Genomic DNA, 22,506 nt, shown 5'->3' with positions numbered 1-22,506 from the left:
AGTTATCCTGCTACTCGACTCAGATTGTCACTATGGTTCGCTCGCACCACTACATTATCCTCGACGCGAATGGTACCTAACAATCGAAATTGTTCGACTCGTTGCCAATCGATTTGTCGACGGTGGCGCGACTCTGCCAGTCTTTGTAGCAGACTGTCAATAAAATAGACACCCATACCGATACGAAACACCTGCCTCGGCGCCACCGTCAGCGTCGTCTTAAGCTGCGGTAAATGCGCTGGCGGCGGGATCGGTGTACCGCGTTCGTCAGCCAAATAGGCGCCCACATCACGCGCTTGTAAGCCCACTAAACAAGCACTTTCGTAAGGCATAAAGTATTGTGTTAAACGCTGCTCAACAATGTCCTCAGGCGCCAGTTTAATCAGCCCGAATGCGCACAGTAAATTGGCTAACTGCTGTTGCGCTAACGATTCGATGTCAGCATAGGCAGTACCTGGGGTTAAATGCCCGACCAAAGCCAAGGTAACTTGCTCAAGAGCCACCATTAAGTCGGCGGCGTCATCATCACGCGTGCAATAAGTTCGCGTTATAGCGGCAGCATAACCAGCAAAATCAGCGCCACCATCAATCAACATCAGTCGTTGTCCAGCACTTTGCCGCTGTTGCAACTGCACAGCGTAGGGTAATTCGGATTCGCGTAAGCCGCTGCCACGTAAGTAAGCTAACCAACAAGTAAACTCCGACGCGCCGCCAGTAAACGCTTGTGCAGCTAATTCTTGGCCAGCAAGTGCACGACGTGCAGCGTTACCGATGCAGGCTAACTCATAGTCGCTTTTAATTACGCGTCGGTAATTTAAAAAGTTGATCAGCGATTCCGGATTGATGTGCTCAAAACCCAGCGCCTTTGCCACATCGATATGCTCGCCTAAATAAGCCGCTTGCTGCTTATGATAAGGCAGAAAGCGTTCGATGGCCTCCGGCGTGTTGATGTAATCAATTAACCAACCTAACCCCTGCAATTGGCGTAATAAGGGTTGTAACAACAGCTTTTCGGTGGGCGTAGCATGGATCACTAATAATGGCGCTTGCTGCTCGCGTAATACCAGCCAACTCTGCGGTTGTTGTGGCAGCGGCAACCATTGGCAAAAATAGGGATTGGCTTTAAATGGGTATACCCGGTCATCAAAAAAATGCCGTTTTAGCTGTCCCGCATGAATCGCCAAGGTGGTCAGCGATTCTCGCGCTAACGCTTGTTGATAACGTTGTTGCAGCAGTTGTATGTGGTCTTGGTACAGCGTTGCAAGCTCAAGCCAAGCTGGGGTCATCGCGCTGCCCTCGCCTTATGTTGTTTACATCAGGGTCGCCAAATCAGGTTTTTCACGATTAATCCTGTTTGCTAATGGTCATCTCGACCAAGGCATCAAAGATGTTCTCGTTACCACCATTAATTAATTGATAAATCTGCTGATACGCTAACACCGCTTTCAAATAATCGCGAGTTTCGTGATAAGGCACCAGCTCAATCCAAATGTCTAAGGGCATCGGCTGGTCCGGTAACCAATCTCGTACACGGTAGTACCCCGCGTTATAACTGGCGGTCGCTAACACCCAATTACCGTTCATACGCGCTTTTAAATCCCCCAGATAAGCGGTGCCTAAGCGCGTATTCAAACTCGGATTATGCAGTTCCAGCCGCGACACCGACTTTTTATGCAAATACTTAGCGGTACTCGGTAGTATTTGCATCAGCCCGCGCGCCCCGGCACTCGAATAAGCATCATTACGAAACGCACTTTCCCGACGAGTAATAGCTAATGCCCAGTTAACATCCTTGTTCGGCGCCCCGCCGTAAATCATCATAATAGGCTAACGGAAAGCGGATCTTAACGGCGTCATAGTAGCCAGCCTGCGCCAAACCGAAAATAGCCTGATCGTGCCAACCCCATTGATTAGCGACAATCGCGGCAGCCTGCTGCTCACTCACCGACAACTGCGAAAGCAAATATTGCCATTCGCGGCGCGCCGCCACCGGCCGTTCTAACTGCAAAAATTCGTAGGCGCGCTGTGCCGCGGGCATGTTAACAATCTTGCGTAACACAGTGGGCGCCACCTGTATGGGGTCCTGCGCCAAACTGACCGGTTGTTTTAACCAAGCGGCTGCCAAGAAACCGTAATAATGCCGTTCGTCGGCTAAATCCATGAACAGCCCTTGTGCAGCTAAGGGGTCGCCCTCCTGTTCCAGTGCTCGGGCACGCCAGTAACGCCATATATTGCCTTGTTGCACAGTACTCGGTAAACGCCCGATCAACTGTAATAAACCGGCATAATCCTGCTGCCGTAGCAGCTCCGCTAAACGCCATTGTAAAACTCGTTCCGACAGGTTTTCCGGCGGAATGCGTTGTTGCCAAACTAAGGCTTGCGGATGTTCTTCGACACTCAGCGCCACCGCAAAGGCATCATAAATACGTTGCCGCTGTTCATAACTAAAAGCAACTTTACGGGCTGCTTGTTTAAACGTTTCTAAAGCTAAATCAGGATCGCGCCAGATTAACCGACGTAACGCATAGGTAATGATTTCAGCTTCTTGTTCGGGAAACTGACCCGGATAACGCTGCAGATGACTCACTTGACTAGGATCACGACGCACCTCGTAATAGCGGTCAGCCAAATAACGTTGCGGTTCCGGTAAAAGCCCTTGTAAATATGGGATAAGGGAGTGGCTACCGCCCTCTGCGGCCAGCTGTATACGCTGCCATACCAGCGCCGGCGTTAATTGCTGCTGTTCTCGCCAGAGCGCAAACACCGGATCACACTCGGAGGGCAACGATTCGCCGTGCAGCCATAAGTTTTTTACCGCTGTATTGAAGGTGGCCGCGTCTATGCCTTGCTGGTGCTGATAAGTCAGATAAAGACATTGGTGTTCGGTCGACCCGGGCTGACGAAAATCACGCAAAAAGCGCTCACCCTCGTCTTTTTTAGCTAAATAATCAAGCCAGCGACCGCGCAACTGCCAATCCAGCGGCGAGCCTTGATACTGCTCTAAAAACGCCACAACGCGGTCTTCATTGGCCAAATAACCGACCCGCTGTAAGCGGATAAGCTCCAAATAAGGCGTCAGCGGGTAGTCGTCTAATTGCTGTAACAAGCGCTGATATTCCAGCATACGGCCGCGTTTGGCGGCGTATTCTGCCTTTTCGAATAACGCCCGTTGCTGACCGCGTATGGCCGCCTGCTCTGTACTGTATGGTTCGCTATCAAACTGCACCGAGTCGCTATCGGCAACAGCCGTAAAGCTGACCATACAACTAAAAATGAGTAATGCCTGAACAAATACTTTCATATATTCAAACGCATGTTTAAATAGTCATTGAAAAGTGACAGCTTTCGCGCCAAACTCTGTCTACCATAACCGAAAGCTAACAAAGAATCAGTAACCTCCAGTAACTACTGGAAATCGTGGGAGACCCAACATGATTTATCAAGGTGAAAGCCTTCGGGTTGATTTTATCGAGCCGGGTTACGCCGAACTACAGTTCGACGCCAACGGTTCGGTCAATAAATTCGACCAGAAGACCTTAGAAGAATTCAGTGCCGCGCTAACAGAATTGGCAAATACCGACGCCCTTAAGGGAGTTATCGTCACCTCAAGTAAGCCAACCTTTATTGTCGGCGCCGATATTACCGAGTTCTTGAAGTTATTTGCCGACTTGGACAAAACCACCACCTGGGTGGCCAAAGCCTCACGCGTGTTCGACCAATTAGAAGACTTGCCGGTACCCACGGTAGCGGCGGTTAAAGGCTTTGCTTTGGGTGGCGGCTGCGAAACACTGTTAGCCTGTGACTATCGTGTCGCCGACACCAGCGCTACTGTCGGCTTGCCAGAAGTTAAACTGGGTCTGATCCCGGGCTTTGGCGGCACCATGCGCTTACCGCGTGTGATTGGCCCTGACAATGCCTTAGAGTGGATCACCACCGGTAAGAATAACAGCGCCGAAGAGGCTCAAAAAGTGGGCTTTATCGACGCCGTCGTCGCCCCAGAAAAATTAACCGAAGCCGCCCTAAAAGTCGCTAAGCAAGCGGCCGAGGGTGAGCTTGATTGGCGCGCTAAGCGAGAGCCAAAACTGCAACCGTTGCAAGCCAACGATACCGAACTGACGATGACGCTGACGACCGCTAAAGGCATGGTCGCGGCCAAGGCCGGTAAACATTATCCGGCGCCTCATGCCGCCATTGCGGCTATCGAAAACGGTGCCCGCCAACAACGTGAAGGCGCTTTAAAAGCTGAAAACGAGGCTTTTGTTAAGTTAACTCAAACCGACGCCTGTCGCGCACAAGTTGGCATTTTCTTGGCCGATCAGGCGGTTAAGGGTAAAGCTAAGAAATATAGCAAAGCGGCCAGCAAAGAAATTAAGCACGCGGCAGTGCTGGGCGCCGGTATCATGGGTGGCGGCATTGCTTATCAGTCGGCCTATAAAGGCGTACCGGTGGTGATGAAAGATATTCGCCAAGAAGCCCTGGATCTGGGCATGAAAGAAGCCGGTAAGATCCTATCTAAGGCAGTACAACGCGGTAAAGCCGATAACGCCAAAATGATCAAAGTGTTATCGTCTATCACACCGACCTTACTTGATGATGCCTTAAAAGGTGTCGACATTGTCGTTGAGGCAGTGGTCGAAAATCCCAACGTAAAAGGCAAAGTGTTGGCGCAAACCGAAGCGACCGTCGGCGATGACGCTATCATTGTGTCGAATACCTCGACCATTTCTATCGATGCCTTAGCGAAGAATCTCAACGATCCGTCACGCTTCTGCGGTATGCACTTTTTTAATCCGGTGCACAAAATGCCCTTGGTAGAGATTATCCGTGGTGAGAAAACCTCCGACGAAACCGTGGCAGCAGTGGTCGCTTACGCGCTGAAACTGGGCAAGACCCCGATTGTTGTCAACGATTGCCCCGGCTTTTTGGTTAATCGCGTGCTGTTCCCTTACCTAGCGGGCTTTGCTGGCATGCTGAAAGAAGGCGTCGATTTTGCTGCCATCGATAAAGTCATGGAAAAACAATTTGGCTGGCCTATGGGCCCTGCTTACCTTAGTGACGTCGTCGGTATTGATACCGCCGATCATTGTACCAAGGTGATGGCCGAGGGCTTTCCGAGCCGCATGCCTCGTGACGAAGACAATGCCATTGCCAAGTTGGCCGCCGCCGATCGCTACGGTCAAAAGAATGGCAAGGGCTTCTATCAGTATGGCGTCGATAAAAAAGGCCGTCCAACGAAAGAAAAAGACGATAGCGTCTATCAGTTATTGAATATCGACGGCACCGAGAAGTCGGCTGACGAAATCATCGCGCGTTGCATGATCCCGATGGTTAACGAAACTATTCGTTGCTTAGAGGAAGGTATTGTCGGTTCAGCTGCCGAAGCCGATATGGCGATGCTGTACGGACTCGGCTTTCCGCCATTCCGTGGTGGACCGTTCCGTTACCTAGAAACGCTTGGCTTAGACAAATTCGTAGCCTTAGCCGACCAATACGCTCACCTCGGTGAAATTTATCAAGTGACCGACGGGCTGCGCGAAAAAGCCAAGTCTGGTGGCTCATACTTTGCCTAAGTGCCAGGCTTGATGGAGGATTAATGATGAAAGATATCGTAATCGTAGACTGTATTCGTACACCGATGGGCCGCTCTAAGGGTGGCGTTTTTCGCAACGTGCGCGCTGAAGATTTATCAGCAGAATTAATGAAAGGGTTGCTGCGTCGTAACCCACAAGTCGATGTTAACGAGTTAGAAGACATTTATTGGGGCTGCGTTCAGCAAACCTTAGAACAAGGCTTTAATATCGCTCGTAATGCCTCGTTATTAGCGGGCATTCCACATCATGTTGCCGGTGTTACCGTTAACCGTCTATGCGGCTCGTCAATGCAGGCTATTCATGATGCCGCGCGAGCCATTAATAATGGTGACGGCGACATCTTTATTGCCGGTGGCGTCGAACATATGGGTCACGTGCCGATGGACCACGGTCTGGATTTTCATCCAGGCTTGAACAAATCGGTAGCCCGTGCGGCAGGTATGATGGGTATGACCGCCGAATTACTGGCACGGAAGTTCGGTGTCTCGCGCGAACAACAAGACGCTTTTGGCGCACGTTCGCATCAGTTAGCGCATAAAGCTACCGTAGAGGGTCGTTTTGCTAAAGAAATCCTGCCTATCAACGGTCACGATGCTGACGGCATATTACATCGCGTCACCAGCGACGAAGTTATCCGTCCAGAAACCACGGCAGAGTCATTAGCAGCCTTGCGGCCGGTGTTTGATCCAGCCAATGGTACGGTGACGGCTGGCACTTCGTCGGCGCTATCTGATGGTGCTGCAGCGGTGTTGATCATGACCGCTGATAAGGCCAAGGCGCTGGGTTTAACGCCGCGCGTACGTATTCGCTCGATGGCCGTGGCTGGCTGTGACCCGTCAATCATGGGTTATGGCCCAGTGCCAGCAACGCAAAAAGCACTCAAACGTGCCGGCCTGAGTATCAACGACATCGATTTAGTCGAGCTGAACGAGGCCTTTGCCGCACAATCGCTGCCAGTACTGAAGGCGCTCGACTTGTTGGATAAGGCTGACGATAAGGTCAATTTAAATGGTGGCGCCATTGCTCTGGGTCACCCACTGGGCTGTTCTGGCGCGCGTATTTCGACCACGCTGATCAACTTGATGGAAGAGCGTGACGCCAGCTTGGGCTTAGCCACCATGTGTATCGGCTTAGGTCAGGGCATTGCGACGGTGTTTGAGCGCGTATAATGACTCCATAGCGTCACCTTTGCCGAAAAAATCGCCAGCCGCTCCCGCGTTTTTGCCGGAGCGGCTTTTTTATTCGATAAAGAAAGGTTTTCAGCGATGTTTACGCAAGCGGCGGACGAACAATTAGATACCTTAGGCCTACGCTGCCCCGAGCCGGTAATGATGATCCGTTTGAAAATACGGCAAATGCAAGACGGCGATAGTTTAGAGATTATCGCCGACGATCCAGCCACTACACGCGACATTCCTAGCTTTTGTCGCTTCATGGACCACCGCTTGGAATTCTCTGCCACAGCGCACCCGCCGTACCGCTACGTCATTCGTAAGGGCTTGGCATGATCATCAGGACTGGCTAATTCAAATAACACTGCCAAAACTCGGCGCGGCCGTAAGCGTCGTCGAGTTGATACGGTTTAAAACCAAAGCGTTGGTAAGCACTTTTCGCCACTTCATTACCGGCCAGCACCTCCAACGTTAATTTGCAGCAACCACGGAACTCCGCCAGAGTACGTACTTCGCTTAACAAACGTTGTGCAATCCCTTGTCCACGATGCGTTTTAACCACCGCAATATCATGAATATTCATCACCGGCGCCGCAGCAAAAGTCGAGAAGCCCTCGACACAATTAGCAATAGCTACCGCTTGATTGTCGTCAAACGCCAGTAAAGAAAAGACATGCTCACGCTTGGCCATTTCATCCACTAAACGCTCACGAACGTCGTCACTAATAGGCTCACCACCGCCCATCGGATCCCGCGCATAATCATCTAGCATGGCAGTAAGCGCTTGACGGTGACGGGGATTTTGATAATCGGCAAGAACAATTTCTATCATGGTTACTATCGCTGTTCTGGTTGATTGAGAGTAATGGTGCTGAGCATTTTAAAGCAATGTGATGACGGACTCTACAGGGTAAACTGTTCTGCCTGCTGACACACATCGGCATAACAATGACAATCGACTAAGTGGTCGTTAACCATTCCTACCGCTTGCATAAAAGCGTAACAGATGGTCGGTCCCACGAAGTTAAAGCCTCTTTTTTTCAATGCCTTAGACATCTTTTCAGCAACATCGTCATAGACTGGCACCTGACTCAGTTGCTGCCAGCGATGAATCCGCGGCTGACCATCGCTAAATGACCAAAGGTACTGATTAAAGTCGATACCCTCGTCCTGCAACCGCAAATAGGCTTCAGCATTCTGAAAAATTGATTTTATTTTCAATTTATTACGAATGATTTCAGGGTTTTCAATGAGCTTTTCTCGTTGCTGATTGGGCATCTGAACGATGGCGGCCGGGTCAAACTGGCAATAGGCGTCGCGGTATCCCTGCTGCTTACGCAAAATGGTTATCCAACTTAAACCTGCCTGTTGACCATCTAAGCAGAGCTTCTCAAATAGCTCTTGGCTAGCGGCTACTGGCCGTCCCCAAACGTGGTCGTGATAAGCCTGATAATCGGCGCTATCACCGCACCAACCACAGCGACTAAGGTGATCTTGTGACATTCTGGCAACAAATCTGATGAATCGGGGTTTAGCCCTATAACCTACGCCGCACAAGGGTTATAATCAACGCCAAATTGCCGTTTCACCGGAAAAATCGAGATTTAGCAATGGCCAAATACGATGTCAAAACCTTTCAGGGTCTCATTTTAGCCCTCCAAGATTATTGGGCGCAGCAAGGCTGTGCCGTAGTACAACCGTTAGATATGGAAGTCGGCGCTGGTACCTTTCATCCGATGACCTTCTTGCGTGCGATTGGCCCCGAACCGGCCAGTTTTGCCTATGTACAGCCCTGTCGCCGGCCGACCGATGGTCGCTACGGCGAAAACCCGAATCGCTTACAACATTATTATCAGTTTCAGGTGATGTTAAAGCCCTCTCCCGAGAATATTCAGGAGCTTTACTTGGGCTCGTTAAAGCTACTCGGCTTTGATCCGTTGGTGCACGATATTCGCTTTGTAGAAGACAACTGGGAATCCCCCACTCTGGGCGCTTGGGGCTTAGGCTGGGAGATCTGGTTAAACGGTATGGAAGTGACACAATTCACTTACTTCCAACAGGTGGGTGGCTTGGAGTGTAAGCCCGTCGCTGGCGAAATCACCTACGGTCTGGAACGCTTAGCGATGTATATTCAGGGCGTCGATAGCATCTACGATTTAGTCTGGACCGACGGTCCTCGGGGCAAAATTTTATACGGTGACGTGTTTCATCAGAACGAAGTTGAGCAGTCCACTTATAACTTTGAATACGCCGCCGTCGACGTGCTTTTTGGTCGCTTTGACGAGTGCGAGAAAGAGTGCCAACTGCTGATTGAAAAGAACCTCCCATTACCGGCTTACGAACAAGTGATGAAGGCCTCACATGCCTTTAACTTGCTTGATGCTCGGCATGCCATTTCGGTAACAGAACGGCAGCGTTATATCTTGCGCGTCAGAACCATGGCCAAGGCTTGTGCCGAAGCCTATTATGCCGCCCGTGAAGGCTTGGGTTTTCCACTGTGTGGTAACGCCGCGACGACCAAAGGAGTTGACTGATGCGCCAACAGAATTTATTGATCGAGCTGGGCACCGAAGAGCTGCCACCGAAAGCACTAAAACAGTTAAGCGAGAGTTTCAGCAACGCGGTCGTCAGTGGCTTGCAACAGGCTGAGTTAACACATGGCCAAGTTAAACCCTATGCTACGCCGCGCCGCTTAGCCGTTTACATCGAATCATTAGCCGAGCAGCAGGCCGATAAAGTTGTCGAGAAACGCGGCCCGTCAGTCGACGTCGCTTTTGATGCCGAGGGCAAGCCGACAAAGGCCGCTGAAGGTTGGGCTCGCTCCAAGGGTATTACTGTCGACCAAGCAGAACGCCTGAGCTCCGACAAAGGTGAGTGGTTACTTCACAAAGCTGAAGTGAAAGGTCAAACGTTGTCTGAGCTATTGCCTGAGATTGTCGAGCAAGCGCTGAAACAACTGCCGATCCCCAAGCCGATGCGCTGGGGTGATAGCGACGCCCAGTTTATTCGTCCCGTCCATACCTATACGCTGCTGTACGGCGACCAGTTGATCGCTGGTACAGCGCTTGGTATCGCTAGCGCACGTCATATTCAAGGCCATCGTTTTCATAGCCCGCAAGGTTTTGAACTGCAACATGCCGATGATTACGAGACGGCCTTACACGATGCCTATGTGATTGCCGACTTTGCTAAACGGCAAAAAAAGATTGCCGACGCTATCGCCGCGCGAGCCGCCGAGTTAGCAGGTCGAATTGCGCCCGACGCCGAGTTGTTGGAAGAAGTCACCGCGCTGGTGGAGTGGCCGGTAGTGTTAGATGCCAGCTTCTCGAAGGACTTTCTTGATGTACCGAAAGAACCGTTGATTGTTACTATGAAGGACGACCAACGTTACTTTCCGTTAGAAGACGAGAACGGTCAGTTGCTACCGCGCTTTATCTTCGTGACCAATATTGAGAGTCACGATGCCAGCCAAATTATTGCGGGTAACGAACGCGTTGTTACACCACGCCTAGCCGACGCTCAGTTCTTTTTTAATAGCGATAAAAAACATCGTCTAGAAAGCCGTTTGCAAGACTTAGCTAATGTTCTGTTCCAGAAGCAATTGGGCTCGATGGCCGACAAATGCGAACGCATTAGTGCGCTGGCGGGAAAGATTGCCTCTCGTATGCAGACCGATGCCAGTGTGGCAACACGCGCAGGGTTACTGGCGAAGGCCGATTTAGCCACGCAAATGGTGTCTGAGTTTCCAGAGACCCAAGGCGTGATGGGTATGCACTACGCTCGTCATGATGGCGAAGGCGAAGCGGTTGCTAGCGCTATTTACGAGCATTATCTACCGCGCTTTTCCGGCGATGTGCTGCCCACTAGCGCCGCCGGTGCGGCGGTCGCCTTAGCCGATAAATTGGATACGCTAGTCGGTATTTTTGGCATCGGTCAGGTGCCTAAAGGTGACCGCGACCCCTTTGCGCTACGTCGGGCGGCTATTGGGCTGTTGCGCATTATCGCCGAAACACCGCTGGCTTTAGATTTGCGGGATTTAGTACAAGACGCACGCGACGGTTTTGGCGAACGCTTGACCAATAAGGATACCGTTGAGCAAGTGGTCGAGTTTGTCTTGAGTCGTTGCCGTCCCTGGTATCAGGAACAAGGTATCGCGGTTGACGTAATTCAGGCGGTACTAGCAAACCGTCCGACACGCCCAGCAGACATTGATGCGCGAGTGAGAGCCGTGAGCGAGTTTAGAGGCTTGGAGCAAGCTGCTAGCTTAGCTGCTGCGAATAAACGCGTCAGCAACATTCTAGCGAAGCTTGACGGCGAGTTACCGCAACAAGTCGATAGTCAATTGTTGGTTGCGCCACAAGAAAAGCATCTAGCCGAACAATTAACGGCGGTTGAGGCGATAGTGACCCCTGCAGTGGCCGCGGGCAACTACACGGTCGCGTTGAAGGCGCTGGCTGAGCTACGTGATAGTATTGATGCGTTTTTTGACAACGTCATGGTTAACGATGACGACGCCGCGATTCGTCAGAATCGCCAGGCCTTGTTAAATCAATTGCGGCAAGCCTTCCTGCAAATTGCCGATATTTCGCTATTACAGTAATCGCGCTTCGCTTACCCGTTTAAGGCCGCACCAGTGCGGCCTTTTTAATGGCCGTTAGTCGACACTATCGTTGTGTTTGTACCATAAATAATCGCTAACGATGGCCTTTGCTATGCTCATATTCGTTCACCAACGAAAGGAGCTAGCCCTATGTTTGACCTTCCTCTTTTTAAACGATTTCAACAATGTCTGTGTGTAGCGCTACTGTTATCGACAGGGCAATTGTTATGGAGTCAGATAGGCTACGCCAAAGAAACAGGCAGCACAACGATGCAACGTGATGGCTTTGAGGTAGCAGCTAAAATCGTGATGAATGACGGTCGAATATTCGACCCAACCGTCACCGTCGTGGCTGGCAAAGAGGCGACTGTCACCTTTGTAGAACCTAACGACAGCCCCTTTCCCACTGTCGAATTAAGATTAATGACTGGCACCAAAAGCGACCAAGAGTTCTTCGTTAAAACTCAAGTATTACAATGGGATAAGAAAAGCCGTCGCTGGGTAATTATTAATGATGTGGAAGCCTTAGCAAAACTGAATCAGACCGTATCGTTAAGTACCGGTGACGATGGCTATATCGAGTTCGTGGCTAAACCCGTTGATATAGAAACTGATATCAACACCTGTGAAAAGGACACATCTAGCGATTACCAAACATTCGGTGATGGTGCTATTAGCATAGGCGGTGATGAGAAAAGTTGCTGTAGTGTTCTCTGTGCCGATAACTCAGGGAGAATGCTGAAATGCTGCGGTAGTCGTTGTGCGGGATGTGGCAGTAGCTGCTCGCCTAATTAAGGATCTACCCAGCGGGTAGCCCCTTTTTCGTATTAGCCAGTAAATGGCGATAACTAGACGTCGAGGTTTGCTACTTTCAGTGCGTTATTTTCGATGAATGCGCGGCGTGGCTCAACATCGTCACCCATTAAGGTCGTGAACAGTTGGTCGGCGCCGATGGCATCCTCGATGGTTACGCGCAGCATACGACGAGTTTCAGGGTCCATCGTGGTTTCCCATAACTGATCAGGGTTCATCTCACCCAACCCTTTATAGCGCTGAATATACAAGCCTCGTTTAGACTCGTTGATCAGCCATTCGACCGCATCAACAAAATGCGCTACCGGTTGCTCTTTCTCGCCACGTCTGACCAAACCACCCTCGGGTTCGATTAAGCCATTGATCTCATCACCCACCGTGACGATTTGCTCATAATCACGTGAGTTCAAAAACTCGTAGCTTAACGGATAATCGGTATCCAGACCGTGCTGGCGAACACGTACTAGCGGTAAGAATAAATCGCGTTCTTCGTCACGATTAATTTTGATGCTATAGGTGGCTGAGTTGACCTCGCGCGAGGTTAAGTCGGCGGTTAATGTCTCCGCCCACTGCTGCATATAGCTCTCGTCTTTTAACCGCTCATCGGTTAAACGCGGCGCATAAAACAGACGCTGCAAGAACGACTCAGGAATACGACGGCTTAAACGCTTAATATTTTCCTGTGCCATTTGATAGCCGTTAACCAATTTTTCTAAATGCTCGCCCGATACACCCGGAGCATCTGGGTTCGGATGCAGCGAGGCATTATCTAAGGCCAGGCTAGTCAGGTAACCGATCAGGGCTGGGTCATCTTTAATATAAGTTTCTTGCTTACCCTTTTTCACCTTATATAACGGTGGCTGGGCAATATAGATATAACCACGCTCGATGATTTCAGGCATTTGACGGTAGAAAAAGGTCAATAGCAATGTACGAATGTGCGATCCATCAACATCGGCATCGGTCATAATAATGATGCGGTGATAACGGGTTTTGTCCGGATCGTATTCATCACGGCCGATACCACAGCCCATCGCCGTGATCAGTGTAGCCACCTCTTGCGACGACAACATCTTATCAAAGCGAGCTTTTTCGACGTTCAGGATCTTACCTTTCAATGGCAAGATAGCTTGGTTTTTACGATTACGGCCCTGTTTAGCAGAACCGCCCGCCGAGTCACCCTCCACAATATAAAGTTCAGAGAGGGCTGGGTCTTTTTCTTGGCAGTCGGCCAATTTACCCGGCAAACCAGCCAGGTCTAACGCACCTTTACGGCGAGTCATTTCACGCGCTTTACGAGCCGCTTCGCGTGCTCGTGCCGCATCCATGATTTTACCAACAATAACCTTTGCTTCGTTAGGCTTCTCTAACAGGTAATCAGCTAGTTTCTCACCCATGGCCTGTTCAACAGCGGTCTTAACCTCAGATGAAACCAGCTTATCTTTGGTTTGAGATGAGAATTTGGGATCTGGAACCTTAACCGAAATAACCGCGGTCAAACCCTCACGAGCATCATCACCCGTTGCCGATGAGTTTGATTTGTTCTTCTTATTGTAGCCTTCTTTTTCCATATAGTTGTTCAGCGTACGAGTTAATGCTGAACGGAAACCGGCTAAGTGAGTACCACCATCGCGCTGCGGAATATTGTTGGTATAGCAATAGATATTCTCTTGGTAGGAGTCGTTCCACTGCATCGAAACTTCTACCGCTACACCATCTTCACGCTCGGTATTGAAATGAAATACATCGGCGTGAATTGGCGTTTTGCTCTTATTTAAATAGCTCACGAAGGCAGAGATACCGCCCTCATACATAAAGTGGTCTTGACGCTCATCGCGTTCATCGACTAAACGAATCGACACACCCGAGTTTAGGAATGACAGCTCACGCAGACGCTTTGCCAAGATGTCGTAATGAAACTCAACGTCTGAGAAGATTTTTGGACTTGGCCAAAAACGAATTTCTGTGCCGGTCTTATCGGCATCGCCGATAGCCTTCAATTCTTCTTCTGGCTCACCAAGCTTGTAAATTTGCTGCCAAGTCTTTTGTTGACGCTTGATGGTCAACCGCAGCTTATCAGACAGTGCGTTAACAACCGACACACCTACTCCATGCAGGCCGCCAGAAACTTTATATGAATTATCATCAAACTTACCGCCAGCATGAAGAACGGTCATGATGACCTGCGCTGCCGAGACCCCCTCTTCTTCGTGAATATCTACCGGAATACCACGACCATCATCGCGAACAGAAACCGAACCGTCCGAATGAATGGTGACAATAATGTCAGAGCAATGACCCGCCAAAGCCTCATCGATAGAGTTATCGACGACCTCGAAGACCATGTGATGTAGCCCCGTACCATCATCTGTATCACCAATGTACATGCCAGGTCGTTTACGAACAGCGTCTAAACCTTTTAGTACCTTAATACTGGATGAGCCGTAGTTATTATCTTCCATAGTTTGAATCTCAATTATCTTCTTTTAATTTTCCGTGTTCCACGTGGAACATCTTCGCGTTACCCGCATCGATACCCGCCATTATACCTTGTGCGGAGATACTAGTAACGAAAACCTGTGAACCCGTTTTCATCAACGCATCGCTAAATTTAACTTGATTCTGAGCGTCCAACTCGGCCGCCAGATCGTCTACTAAATAAATGCATCGACGGCCGGTCTTCTCATAAAAATAGTTGCCCTGAACCAATTTCAACGCGGCTACTAATAGCTTTAACTGCCCACGCGATAGCAAATTCCGGGCATCTTCGCCGTTTGCTAACAAGCGAAATTCCGCTTTGTGAGGACCCACCGTTGTATGTCCGTAGCGGAGATCTTGTTCTTGGTGCTTTTGTATAGCTTCAGCGTAACCCAAGCCTTTATCCCAACCTGATTTCAAATCAAATTTAAATTCGTATTCAGGTAGAAAAACCGAAAGCACCTTATCAATGACAGACTCTAAGCCTATCACGTATTGCTCTCGATGTGTGTTAACTCGCTCACCATATAGAGAAAGCTGGTCGTCCCAATACTTACCTTCTTTGTGCCAACGTCTTTGCTTGAGCAAACTGTTTCGTTGCTTCAACAATTTAGAGAAAGATAGCCAGTCTCGATAAAACTGTTGTTCCACGTGGAACACACCCCAATCGATAAATTGTCGCCTGAACTTGGGACCACCCAATACCAATTCTATGCTTTCTGGCGTCATCAATTGGACAGGCACTAAACGAGCTATCGCCGCAAAGCGCTTTTCATCTTCACGATTGATTCTGAGCTGTAAGTCGCCCTGCAAGGTGCGACGCAAGCCAATACGATCGGTACGAGATTGCTGCTCATCATGACAAACGGCAAACAACGTCAATGCATCCGCGCCATGACGGACTAACTGCCTGAAGCTACCAGGACGAAATGAACGACCAAAGCCGAGACAATAAATTGCCTCAATTAACGAGGTTTTACCGGAACCGTTATCCCCGTAGATCAAATTGACCCCAGCATGTGGGGCCAACGATTGGGTTTCGAAATTCCGAAACTGAGTCAGTGAAAGTTCGTTAATAACCATTAAAGGCGCATTGGCATCACAACGTATAACGACGAATCGTCCAGCGTGCTCTCGACCAGAGCACTACTATTCGAATCAGCTAACGTAATACGAACTTGCTCACTCTCAATATTATTGAGCACATCGAGCAAATAGCTGACGTTAAAACCGATTTCCAACGAGTCACCCTGATAGTCGACTTCGATCACTTCTTCGGCTTGCTCTTGTTCTGGGTTATTAGCCGTAATACACAGCTCACCCGAGGCTAGATTTAAACGCACACCACGAAACTTCTCATTCGACAAAATTGACGCACGTACAAAAGCCTGACGTAACAAATCTCGGTCTGCCAACACCACCTTATCACCGCCCGAAGGCAACACTCGGCGATAGTCAGGAAAACGCCCATCAACCAATTTACTGGTAAACGATAAACCACCGGTTTCAATGCGAATGTGATTGTTACCAATCGCCAGCGTCGCTTCAGCATCGCTATCGTCTAGTAAGCGCAACAATTCCATCACACCTTTACGCGGTACAATCACTTGCCGCTGCGGCACATTAGTTTGCCCTAATGAACAACTACTCATCGCCAAACGGTGGCCGTCGGTGGCGACCGTACGTAGCAGCGCGCTATCGGTCTCAAACAACATGCCATTCAAATAATAACGCACATCTTGATTAGCCATAGAAAAATGCGTGCGTTCCATTACCGATTTCAGTACACCCTGCTCTATCACCAAATTAATATCACTCTCCCAATCTTCAATATTGGGAAAGTCAGCGGCGGGTAAAGTGCTTAACGTAAAACGACTGCGCCCACTGCGGATAGTGGCTCGCTCCTCCGACGCAGAAAACTCAATAGGCGCACCATCAGGTAAGCTACGGATGATATCCAGTAGCTTTTTTGCCGGTACGGTAATATTGCCCGGCTCGGTGGCGCCACTGGTAACCGTAGAAACCAGCTCGACCTCTAAATCGGTCCCGGTCAAACGGATCTGATCCTGCTCAGCACGAATCAAGACATTGGCTAAAATAGGTAGTGTATGTCGACGTTCCACGGCCCCGCTAACCACTTGCAGAGGCTTCAAAAACGCATCACGGCTGATGGAAAATTTCATGTGCACGATCCCTTATCGCAGTCCGATTAAGACGAAAGCGTCCTGATTAAATTTCTGTAGTCTTCTTTTATATCATGTTGCGCGTCTTTTAATTCTTGGATTTTACGACACGCATGCAAAACCGTTGTATGGTCACGGCCACCAAAAGCATCGCCGATTTCTGGCAAACTATGATTGGTCAGTTCTTTGGCTAACGCCATCGCTAATTGTCGCGGTCTGGCTACCGAGCGGCTGCGTCGTTTAGACAGCAAGTCAGCCATCTTGATATTGTAGTATTCAGCCACCGTCTTCTGAATATTTTCCACGGTAACTAACTTTTCTTGCGCAGCGATGAGATCGCGCAGTGCTTCACGTACAAAGTCGATAGTGATGGCACGCCCGGTCAAATTAACATTAGCGGCAACCCGATTTAACGCACCCTCTAATTCACGCACGTTAGAACGCAAACGTTTAGCGATAAAAAATGCCACTTCGTGAGGTAACTGCAAACCGCGCTCTTGCGCCTTACGAATCAAAATCGCCACCCGCGTTTCTAATTCGGGTGGCTCTATAGCGATAGTCAGTCCCCAACCGAAACGCGACTTCAAACGGTCCTCGACACCTTCAATTTCTTTCGGATAGAGGTCGCTAGTCATGATAATTTGTTGATTGCCTTCGAGTAAGGCATTGAAAGTATGAAAGAATTCTTCTTGAGAACCCTTTTTATTAGCAAAGAAATGAATATCGTCGATTAACAATGCATCGACCGAGCGGTAATAGCGCTTAAACTCGTTAATCGAGTTATTCTTTATCGCGTTAACCATATCCTGAACAAAACGCTCGGCTCGCATATAAAACACTTTTGCGTTTTTCTTGTGCGCCAAAATGCCGTTACCGACGGCATGCAACAAGTGGGTCTTACCTAAACCCGTGCCACCGTATACAAACAGTGGGTTATAAACACCGCCGGGGTTTTCCGACACTTGAATGGCAGCGGCGCGAGCTAGCTGATTAGATTTACCCTCAACAAAGTTGTCAAAGGTATACTCAGGATGAACATTACTTTCAAAAGTCGCTTCTACTGCGGTCGGTGTGCTCGGACTGTGTTGTCGCGATCCAGCTTGATCCCAAGGAGACTTACGCGCCTGGCTGTTAATCGAGGCATGACCCACCGTAGCTTGGCTAGCGCTGGAAATCCCCCCTACCTGTAAAGAAATACTGGGAGCTTTATCGGCACAGATCTCCGACAAGTAATCATTGATCAAATTCAGATACTTATCTTTAACCCAATCGACGACATAACTGTTGGGCGCAAACAAGACTAGGGTTTCGTCGTTTTGCTCCGCCTGTAGCGGCCGGATCCAGGTGTTAAAATGCTGCGTCGACAATTCACCTTGCAAACGTTCTGTGCATTGTTGCCAAAGCGAATTATTCACACCCTTCTCCTAACACGTTATGATTATTTTATCCTCATTTGATTGTACTGCATGAAGTTCGCGATCTCTAGATTTTTTAGGGGCTGGAGCGAAGATTTTACAAATTATCTGGAACCGTTTTAAATACTTTTGTCAACTGGTTTTCGATCCAGTACTTTATGCTTTTTCGCCCGTTATCCACACCCCATATCAAAATACGCGCCAACTTTGTGGATATTTAACATTTATCAGTATTGTCCTGCCAGCGCCTAATCATCGGATCAATTATGATCGTTTTTAACGCTGAATGACGTTGACTTTCATCGCCTAAATCGCTAATATCCGCGCTCTTAATTAAATGGCGATCACGTTTGGTAAGCTTCGGCAAATCTCGGCCAGCGTGAAGATTAACAACTGACCGACGGATAACGTTATGAAAAGAACATTTCAACCAAGCGTTTTAAAACGCAAGCGCACTCACGGCTTCCGTGCTCGTATGGCAACCGCTAACGGCCGCAAAGTATTAGCACGTCGTCGTGCGAAAGGCCGTAAAGTACTGAGCGCCTAAGCAGCACTCGCTGAGTGACTAGCTATCCTTATTCGCGGGAGTCACGTCTGCTGACTCCTGCACACTTCCAAACCGTATTCTCCAATCCTCCTGTTAAAGCCGTTACTAGTCAATTGACGATGCTGGCAAGCCCTAATCAACAGGGTCAAGCGCGCATTGGCGTAGTCATCGGTAAAAAGCGTGCGAAACGTGCTGTCGATAGAAATCGAATAAAACGTCAGATACGGGAGTCTTTTCGCTTAAAACAGTATAAAATACCCGCTTTCGATATTGTCATCATCGCCAAATCAGGTATTACCGACCTGAACAACGACGAACTCAGACGACTATTGGATAAGTTATGGTCAAAGTTAAGCAGGCGCTGCGAGCAATACCAATCGCAGTCATCCGCGTCTACCAAAAGCTGATCAGTCCGCTCTTGGGGCCTCGCTGTCGGTTCTATCCGACCTGTTCTAGCTATGCCATAAGTGCGATAGAAACTCACGGAGTGATACGAGGAAGCTGGTTAGCAGTAAAACGTATCGTCAAATGTCACCCGGGGCATCCCGGCGGCTTTGATCCGGTTCCACCCAAGCAAACAACAGAGACGAAGACATTATGAATTCGCCACGTTCGATATTGCTGATTGCGTTTTTAGTTGTCAGCTTTTTCTTATATCAAACCTGGATGGTTGAAACCGCGCCTGGCACCGAACGCGCGAACCAAACTAGCCAAACTTCGACCAGCACCGACAGCAACATGCCTAGAGCCACCAGTGGCGGCGACAGCGTGCCTTCGGCTACTAATAGCAGTAGCAGCGTGCCGGGTAGCGACAACGATATCAGCGCCAATAGTGATCGCTATGTGCGTGTACAAACCGACGTTTTTGATGCCATTATCGACCGCCGCGGCGGCGATATCATCAGCGCCGAACTGATGCAATTTAGCCGTTCGTTAGAATCTGACGCTAAGTTTCAGTTATTACACAATCAAGCGGGTGACGTTTATATCGCTCAATCGGGCTTAATCGGTGCCGATGGTACCGATTCCAATCGCGGTCGCCCTACCTTCTCTACCGAGAAAAGTGAGTACACGCTTACTGGCGATAGCTTGACTATTCCGATGACGTTCACCACCGACGACGGTTCAACGATAAAAAAACTGTTCACCTTTACGCGCAACAGTTATGCCATCGACGTCGCTTATGAAGTCACCAATGCTAGCGATAGCGCCAAAACCATGCAGTTTTATGGCCAGCTTAAGCAAAGCATGAACGAAGGCAGCGGCAGCATGGTCATGCCGACCTATCGCGGTGCAGCGTATTCGTCTGATAATGAGCGGTACGAAAAGTACACCTTTGACGATATCAAAGAGCGCAGCCTGAACATCACCACCAACGAGGGTTGGGCCGGTATGTTAGAGCATTATTTCGCCTCAGCTTGGATACCGCGTCAAAGCCAAGAAAACCGCCTGTTTACCCAAACCGCTAGTAACAACCAAGCGGTTATCGGTATTATCGAGCCGGCCAAAACCATTGCCCCGGGTCAAACCGAAACCTTCGTGTCGACACTTTATGCGGGTCCGAAAGACCAAGACAGCATGGCTGAAATCGCGCCACACTTAGATTTGACCGTCGACTACGGCATTCTTTGGTGGTTAGCACAGCCATTATTTAAGTTGCTACAGTTCTTGCATGGCATCGTCTTGAACTGGGGTTTGGCCATCGTATTGACGACCGTCATCATCAAAGCGTTGTTGTTCCCTTTGACCAAAGCACAATACGTGTCGATGGCAAAAATGCGCATGATCCAGCCGAAAATGCAATCACTACGCGAGCGCTACGGTGACGATCGACAGAAAATGTCGCAAGCGATGATGAAGCTGTACAAAGAAGAGAAAGTTAACCCGATCGGCGGTTGCTTCCCGATGTTGTTACAGTTACCTATCTTCTTAGCATTGTATTGGGTGCTGCTAGAAAGTGTGGAGTTACGCCACTCGCCGCTGTTCCTGTGGATCAACGACTTATCGGCTAAAGACCCGTACTACGTGTTACCGATTCTGATGGGTATCAGTATGTTCGTGATGCAAAGACTGCAACCGACACCGACCGCTGACCCTATGCAGCAGAAGTTACTGACGTATATGCCGGTAGTATTTACCGTATTCTTCCTCTGGTTCCCAGCAGGTCTGGTACTCTATTGGTTAGTCAGCAACTTGATTACCATTGCGCAAATGCAAATTATCTATCGTGGTCTAGAGAAAAAAGGCCTGATGGTGCGCGGTAATCGCAAGAAGAAGTAACTCATAGTAAAAACTAAGGCCTAGCACGGAAACTATGCACGACAGCAGCAACGACAGTATCGTAGCGCAAGCCACACCACCCGGTCGGGGTGGTGTTGGTATTGTTCGTGTTAGCGGCGATGCGGCTCGCCAAGTCGCCGAAGCCTTACTCGGCCACTGCCCCAAACCTCGTTATGCCGAGTATTTGCCATTCCGCGACAGCCAGGGCCAATTACTTGACGAGGGCATCGCTTTGTTCTTTCCCGGTCCTAATTCATTTACCGGTGAAGACGTGCTCGAGTTACAAGGGCACGGCGGTCCTGTGTTAATCGATATGATCATCAAAGCGGCGCTAGCTATTCCCTCCGTACGCTTGGCTAAACCCGGCGAATTTAGCGAGCGCGCGTTTATGAACGACAAGCTCGACTTGACCCAGGCCGAGGCCATTGCCGACTTAATCGATACCACCTCCGAACAGGCAGCCCGTGCGGCATTGCAGAGTCTTAAAGGCGAGTTTTCATACAAAATCGACCAATTAGTCGATGCGGTGATTCAACTACGCATGTATGTCGAAGCGGCGATTGATTTTCCCGACGAAGAAATCGACTTTCTCAGCGACGGCAAAGTCGCCAGTGACTTAGATGCTATCATTGACCAACTGCACGAAATCGACTTACAAGCCCGCCAAGGCACGTTAATGCGCGATGGTATGCGGGTGGTTATTGCCGGTCGCCCTAATGCCGGGAAGTCGTCGTTATTGAATGCCCTAGCAGGGCGTGAATCGGCCATTGTTACCGCCATCGCCGGCACCACCCGCGATGTGCTGCGCGAGCATATTCAAATTGAAGGCATGCCGTTACACATCATCGATACTGCAGGCCTACGCGATAGCCCCGACGAAGTCGAACAAATCGGTATTGCGCGCGCTTGGGACGAAATTCGGCAAGCCGACCGGGTATTAATGGTGGTTGATAGCCACGACACCCGCGCCACCCATCCACACGATATTTGGCCTGAGTTTGTCGAGCGCTTACCGGACGATATTCCGATTACCGTTATTCGCAATAAAGCCGATTTAAGCGAAGAGCCGGTGGTGATGGATAGTGTCAGCGGTGTCCCCGTCCTTCACCTATCGGCGAAAACTGGTCGTGGTATCGATTTATTACGCGAACACCTAAAACACTGTGTCGGTTACCAAGGCACCACCGAAGGCGGTTTTATGGCGCGACGTCGCCACTTAGACGCCCTCGCCCGCGCCCGCCAACACCTGCTGCAAGGCCAAGAACAACTGACCCTCAATCTCGCCGGCGAACTGCTGGCCGAAGAACTACGCCTCACCCAACAGCACCTCAACGAAATCACCGGCGAATTCACCTCCGACGACCTGCTTGGTAAGATCTTTGGTAGTTTTTGTATCGGGAAGTGAAAACCGTTATCAAAGAGGTGCA

At 49.6% G+C, this 22,506-nt stretch carries 20 protein-coding genes; 11 read left to right on the top strand and 9 right to left on the bottom strand.

The window, feature by feature from the left end; genetic code table 11:
- Positions 1–2: 2 nt before the first annotated feature.
- The 3 genes from pepQ to A10D4_RS08030 are packed head-to-tail and all read right to left on the bottom strand — an operon-like array spanning position 3 to position 3,301.
- Positions 3–1,286 carry a Xaa-Pro dipeptidase gene (gene pepQ / locus A10D4_RS08035; protein WP_008488862.1) on the bottom strand — a complete coding sequence of 428 codons (1,284 nt, stop codon included), beginning with the start codon at positions 1,284–1,286 and terminating at the stop codon, positions 3–5.
- Between the two features lie 58 nt (positions 1,287–1,344).
- Positions 1,345–1,818 (bottom strand): lytic transglycosylase domain-containing protein, encoded by a 474-nt coding sequence (locus A10D4_RS14085; protein ID WP_237738537.1) that lies wholly within the window; start codon positions 1,816–1,818, stop codon positions 1,345–1,347.
- Positions 1,784–3,301, bottom strand: coding sequence for a murein transglycosylase (locus tag A10D4_RS08030; RefSeq protein WP_156812110.1), 1,518 nt, complete (start codon positions 3,299–3,301; stop codon positions 1,784–1,786). Before A10D4_RS08030 ends, A10D4_RS14085 begins: the two co-directional genes overlap by 35 nt.
- Before the next feature lie 130 nt (positions 3,302–3,431).
- On the opposite strand from A10D4_RS08030, the gene fadB reads away from it, so the two are divergent.
- The 3 genes from fadB (at position 3,432) to tusA (ending at position 7,099) form a co-directional block, all read left to right on the top strand.
- A complete protein-coding gene (gene fadB / locus A10D4_RS08025) occupies positions 3,432–5,570 on the top strand; it encodes a fatty acid oxidation complex subunit alpha FadB (RefSeq protein WP_008488861.1) in 2,139 nt (712 codons plus the stop codon).
- A 26-nt stretch (positions 5,571–5,596) separates the two neighbouring features.
- Entirely contained in the window at positions 5,597–6,760 is a 1,164-nt protein-coding gene (gene fadA, locus A10D4_RS08020; protein ID WP_008488860.1) for an acetyl-CoA C-acyltransferase FadA, read from the top strand.
- Positions 6,761–6,856: 96 nt separating this feature from the next.
- Positions 6,857–7,099, top strand: coding sequence for a sulfurtransferase TusA (gene tusA, locus A10D4_RS08015; protein ID WP_008488859.1), 243 nt, complete (start codon positions 6,857–6,859; stop codon positions 7,097–7,099).
- Between the two features lie 13 nt (positions 7,100–7,112).
- Here tusA and A10D4_RS08010 read toward each other — a convergent pair whose 3' ends face one another.
- Complete coding sequence (locus A10D4_RS08010) at positions 7,113–7,595, bottom strand: GNAT family N-acetyltransferase (RefSeq protein WP_008488858.1); 483 nt, start codon at positions 7,593–7,595, stop codon at positions 7,113–7,115.
- A gap of 71 nt (positions 7,596–7,666) precedes the next feature.
- The gene (locus A10D4_RS08005) at positions 7,667–8,266 is read right to left on the bottom strand and encodes a DNA-3-methyladenine glycosylase I (protein ID WP_008488857.1); all 600 of its coding nucleotides are present in this window, start codon (positions 8,264–8,266) and stop codon (positions 7,667–7,669) included.
- Between the two features lie 107 nt (positions 8,267–8,373).
- Here A10D4_RS08005 and glyQ point away from each other — a divergent pair, with 107 nt between their 5' ends.
- The 3 genes from glyQ to A10D4_RS07990 all read left to right on the top strand — a co-directional run bounded on the left by glyQ (position 8,374) and on the right by A10D4_RS07990 (position 12,158).
- Positions 8,374–9,297, top strand: coding sequence for a glycine--tRNA ligase subunit alpha (glyQ, locus tag A10D4_RS08000; RefSeq protein WP_008488855.1), 924 nt, complete (start codon positions 8,374–8,376; stop codon positions 9,295–9,297).
- On the top strand, positions 9,297–11,363 hold the full coding sequence (gene glyS, locus A10D4_RS07995; RefSeq protein ID WP_008488853.1) for a glycine--tRNA ligase subunit beta: 2,067 nt from the start codon (positions 9,297–9,299) through the stop codon (positions 11,361–11,363). Before glyQ ends, glyS begins: the two co-directional genes overlap by 1 nt.
- A 150-nt stretch (positions 11,364–11,513) precedes the next feature.
- A complete protein-coding gene (locus tag A10D4_RS07990) occupies positions 11,514–12,158 on the top strand; it encodes a hypothetical protein (protein ID WP_008488852.1) in 645 nt (214 codons plus the stop codon).
- 53 nt (positions 12,159–12,211) lie between these two features.
- Here the strand turns inward: A10D4_RS07990 and gyrB are convergent, their stop codons facing one another.
- From gyrB to dnaA, 4 genes are read right to left on the bottom strand one after another with little or no spacing between them, the layout of a single operon-like run.
- The gene (gene gyrB / locus A10D4_RS07985) at positions 12,212–14,638 is read right to left on the bottom strand and encodes a DNA topoisomerase (ATP-hydrolyzing) subunit B (RefSeq protein WP_008488851.1); all 2,427 of its coding nucleotides are present in this window, start codon (positions 14,636–14,638) and stop codon (positions 12,212–12,214) included.
- 10 nt (positions 14,639–14,648) lie between these two features.
- A complete protein-coding gene (gene recF, locus A10D4_RS07980; RefSeq protein WP_008488850.1) occupies positions 14,649–15,737 on the bottom strand; it encodes a DNA replication/repair protein RecF in 1,089 nt (362 codons plus the stop codon).
- Positions 15,737–16,837 (bottom strand): DNA polymerase III subunit beta, encoded by a 1,101-nt coding sequence (dnaN, locus tag A10D4_RS07975; protein WP_008488849.1) that lies wholly within the window; start codon positions 16,835–16,837, stop codon positions 15,737–15,739. Before dnaN ends, recF begins: the two co-directional genes overlap by 1 nt.
- Before the next feature lie 26 nt (positions 16,838–16,863).
- Complete coding sequence (gene dnaA / locus A10D4_RS07970; protein WP_008488848.1) at positions 16,864–18,252, bottom strand: chromosomal replication initiator protein DnaA; 1,389 nt, start codon at positions 18,250–18,252, stop codon at positions 16,864–16,866.
- A 412-nt stretch (positions 18,253–18,664) separates the two neighbouring features.
- Here dnaA and rpmH point away from each other — a divergent pair, with 412 nt between their 5' ends.
- From rpmH to mnmE, 5 genes are read left to right on the top strand one after another with little or no spacing between them, the layout of a single operon-like run.
- The gene (gene rpmH / locus A10D4_RS07965; protein ID WP_008488847.1) at positions 18,665–18,799 is read left to right on the top strand and encodes a 50S ribosomal protein L34; all 135 of its coding nucleotides are present in this window, start codon (positions 18,665–18,667) and stop codon (positions 18,797–18,799) included.
- A gap of 14 nt (positions 18,800–18,813) precedes the next feature.
- Entirely contained in the window at positions 18,814–19,206 is a 393-nt protein-coding gene (gene rnpA, locus A10D4_RS07960) for a ribonuclease P protein component (protein WP_040502769.1), read from the top strand.
- The gene (gene yidD, locus A10D4_RS13870) at positions 19,140–19,400 is read left to right on the top strand and encodes a membrane protein insertion efficiency factor YidD (protein WP_008488845.1); all 261 of its coding nucleotides are present in this window, start codon (positions 19,140–19,142) and stop codon (positions 19,398–19,400) included. The genes rnpA and yidD overlap by 67 nt, the downstream gene beginning before the upstream one ends.
- Positions 19,397–21,079 carry a membrane protein insertase YidC gene (yidC, locus tag A10D4_RS07955; RefSeq protein WP_008488844.1) on the top strand — a complete coding sequence of 561 codons (1,683 nt, stop codon included), beginning with the start codon at positions 19,397–19,399 and terminating at the stop codon, positions 21,077–21,079. The genes yidD and yidC overlap by 4 nt, the downstream gene beginning before the upstream one ends.
- A 34-nt stretch (positions 21,080–21,113) precedes the next feature.
- Entirely contained in the window at positions 21,114–22,484 is a 1,371-nt protein-coding gene (gene mnmE, locus A10D4_RS07950; RefSeq protein ID WP_008488841.1) for a tRNA uridine-5-carboxymethylaminomethyl(34) synthesis GTPase MnmE, read from the top strand.
- Positions 22,485–22,506: the final 22 nt, after the last annotated feature.

Source organism: Idiomarina xiamenensis 10-D-4, assembly GCF_000299895.1.
GTDB lineage: Bacteria > Pseudomonadota > Gammaproteobacteria > Enterobacterales > Alteromonadaceae > Idiomarina > Idiomarina xiamenensis.
The sequence above is the reverse complement of the archived record's forward strand: the minus strand, read 5'-3'. Positions and strand labels throughout refer to the sequence as shown.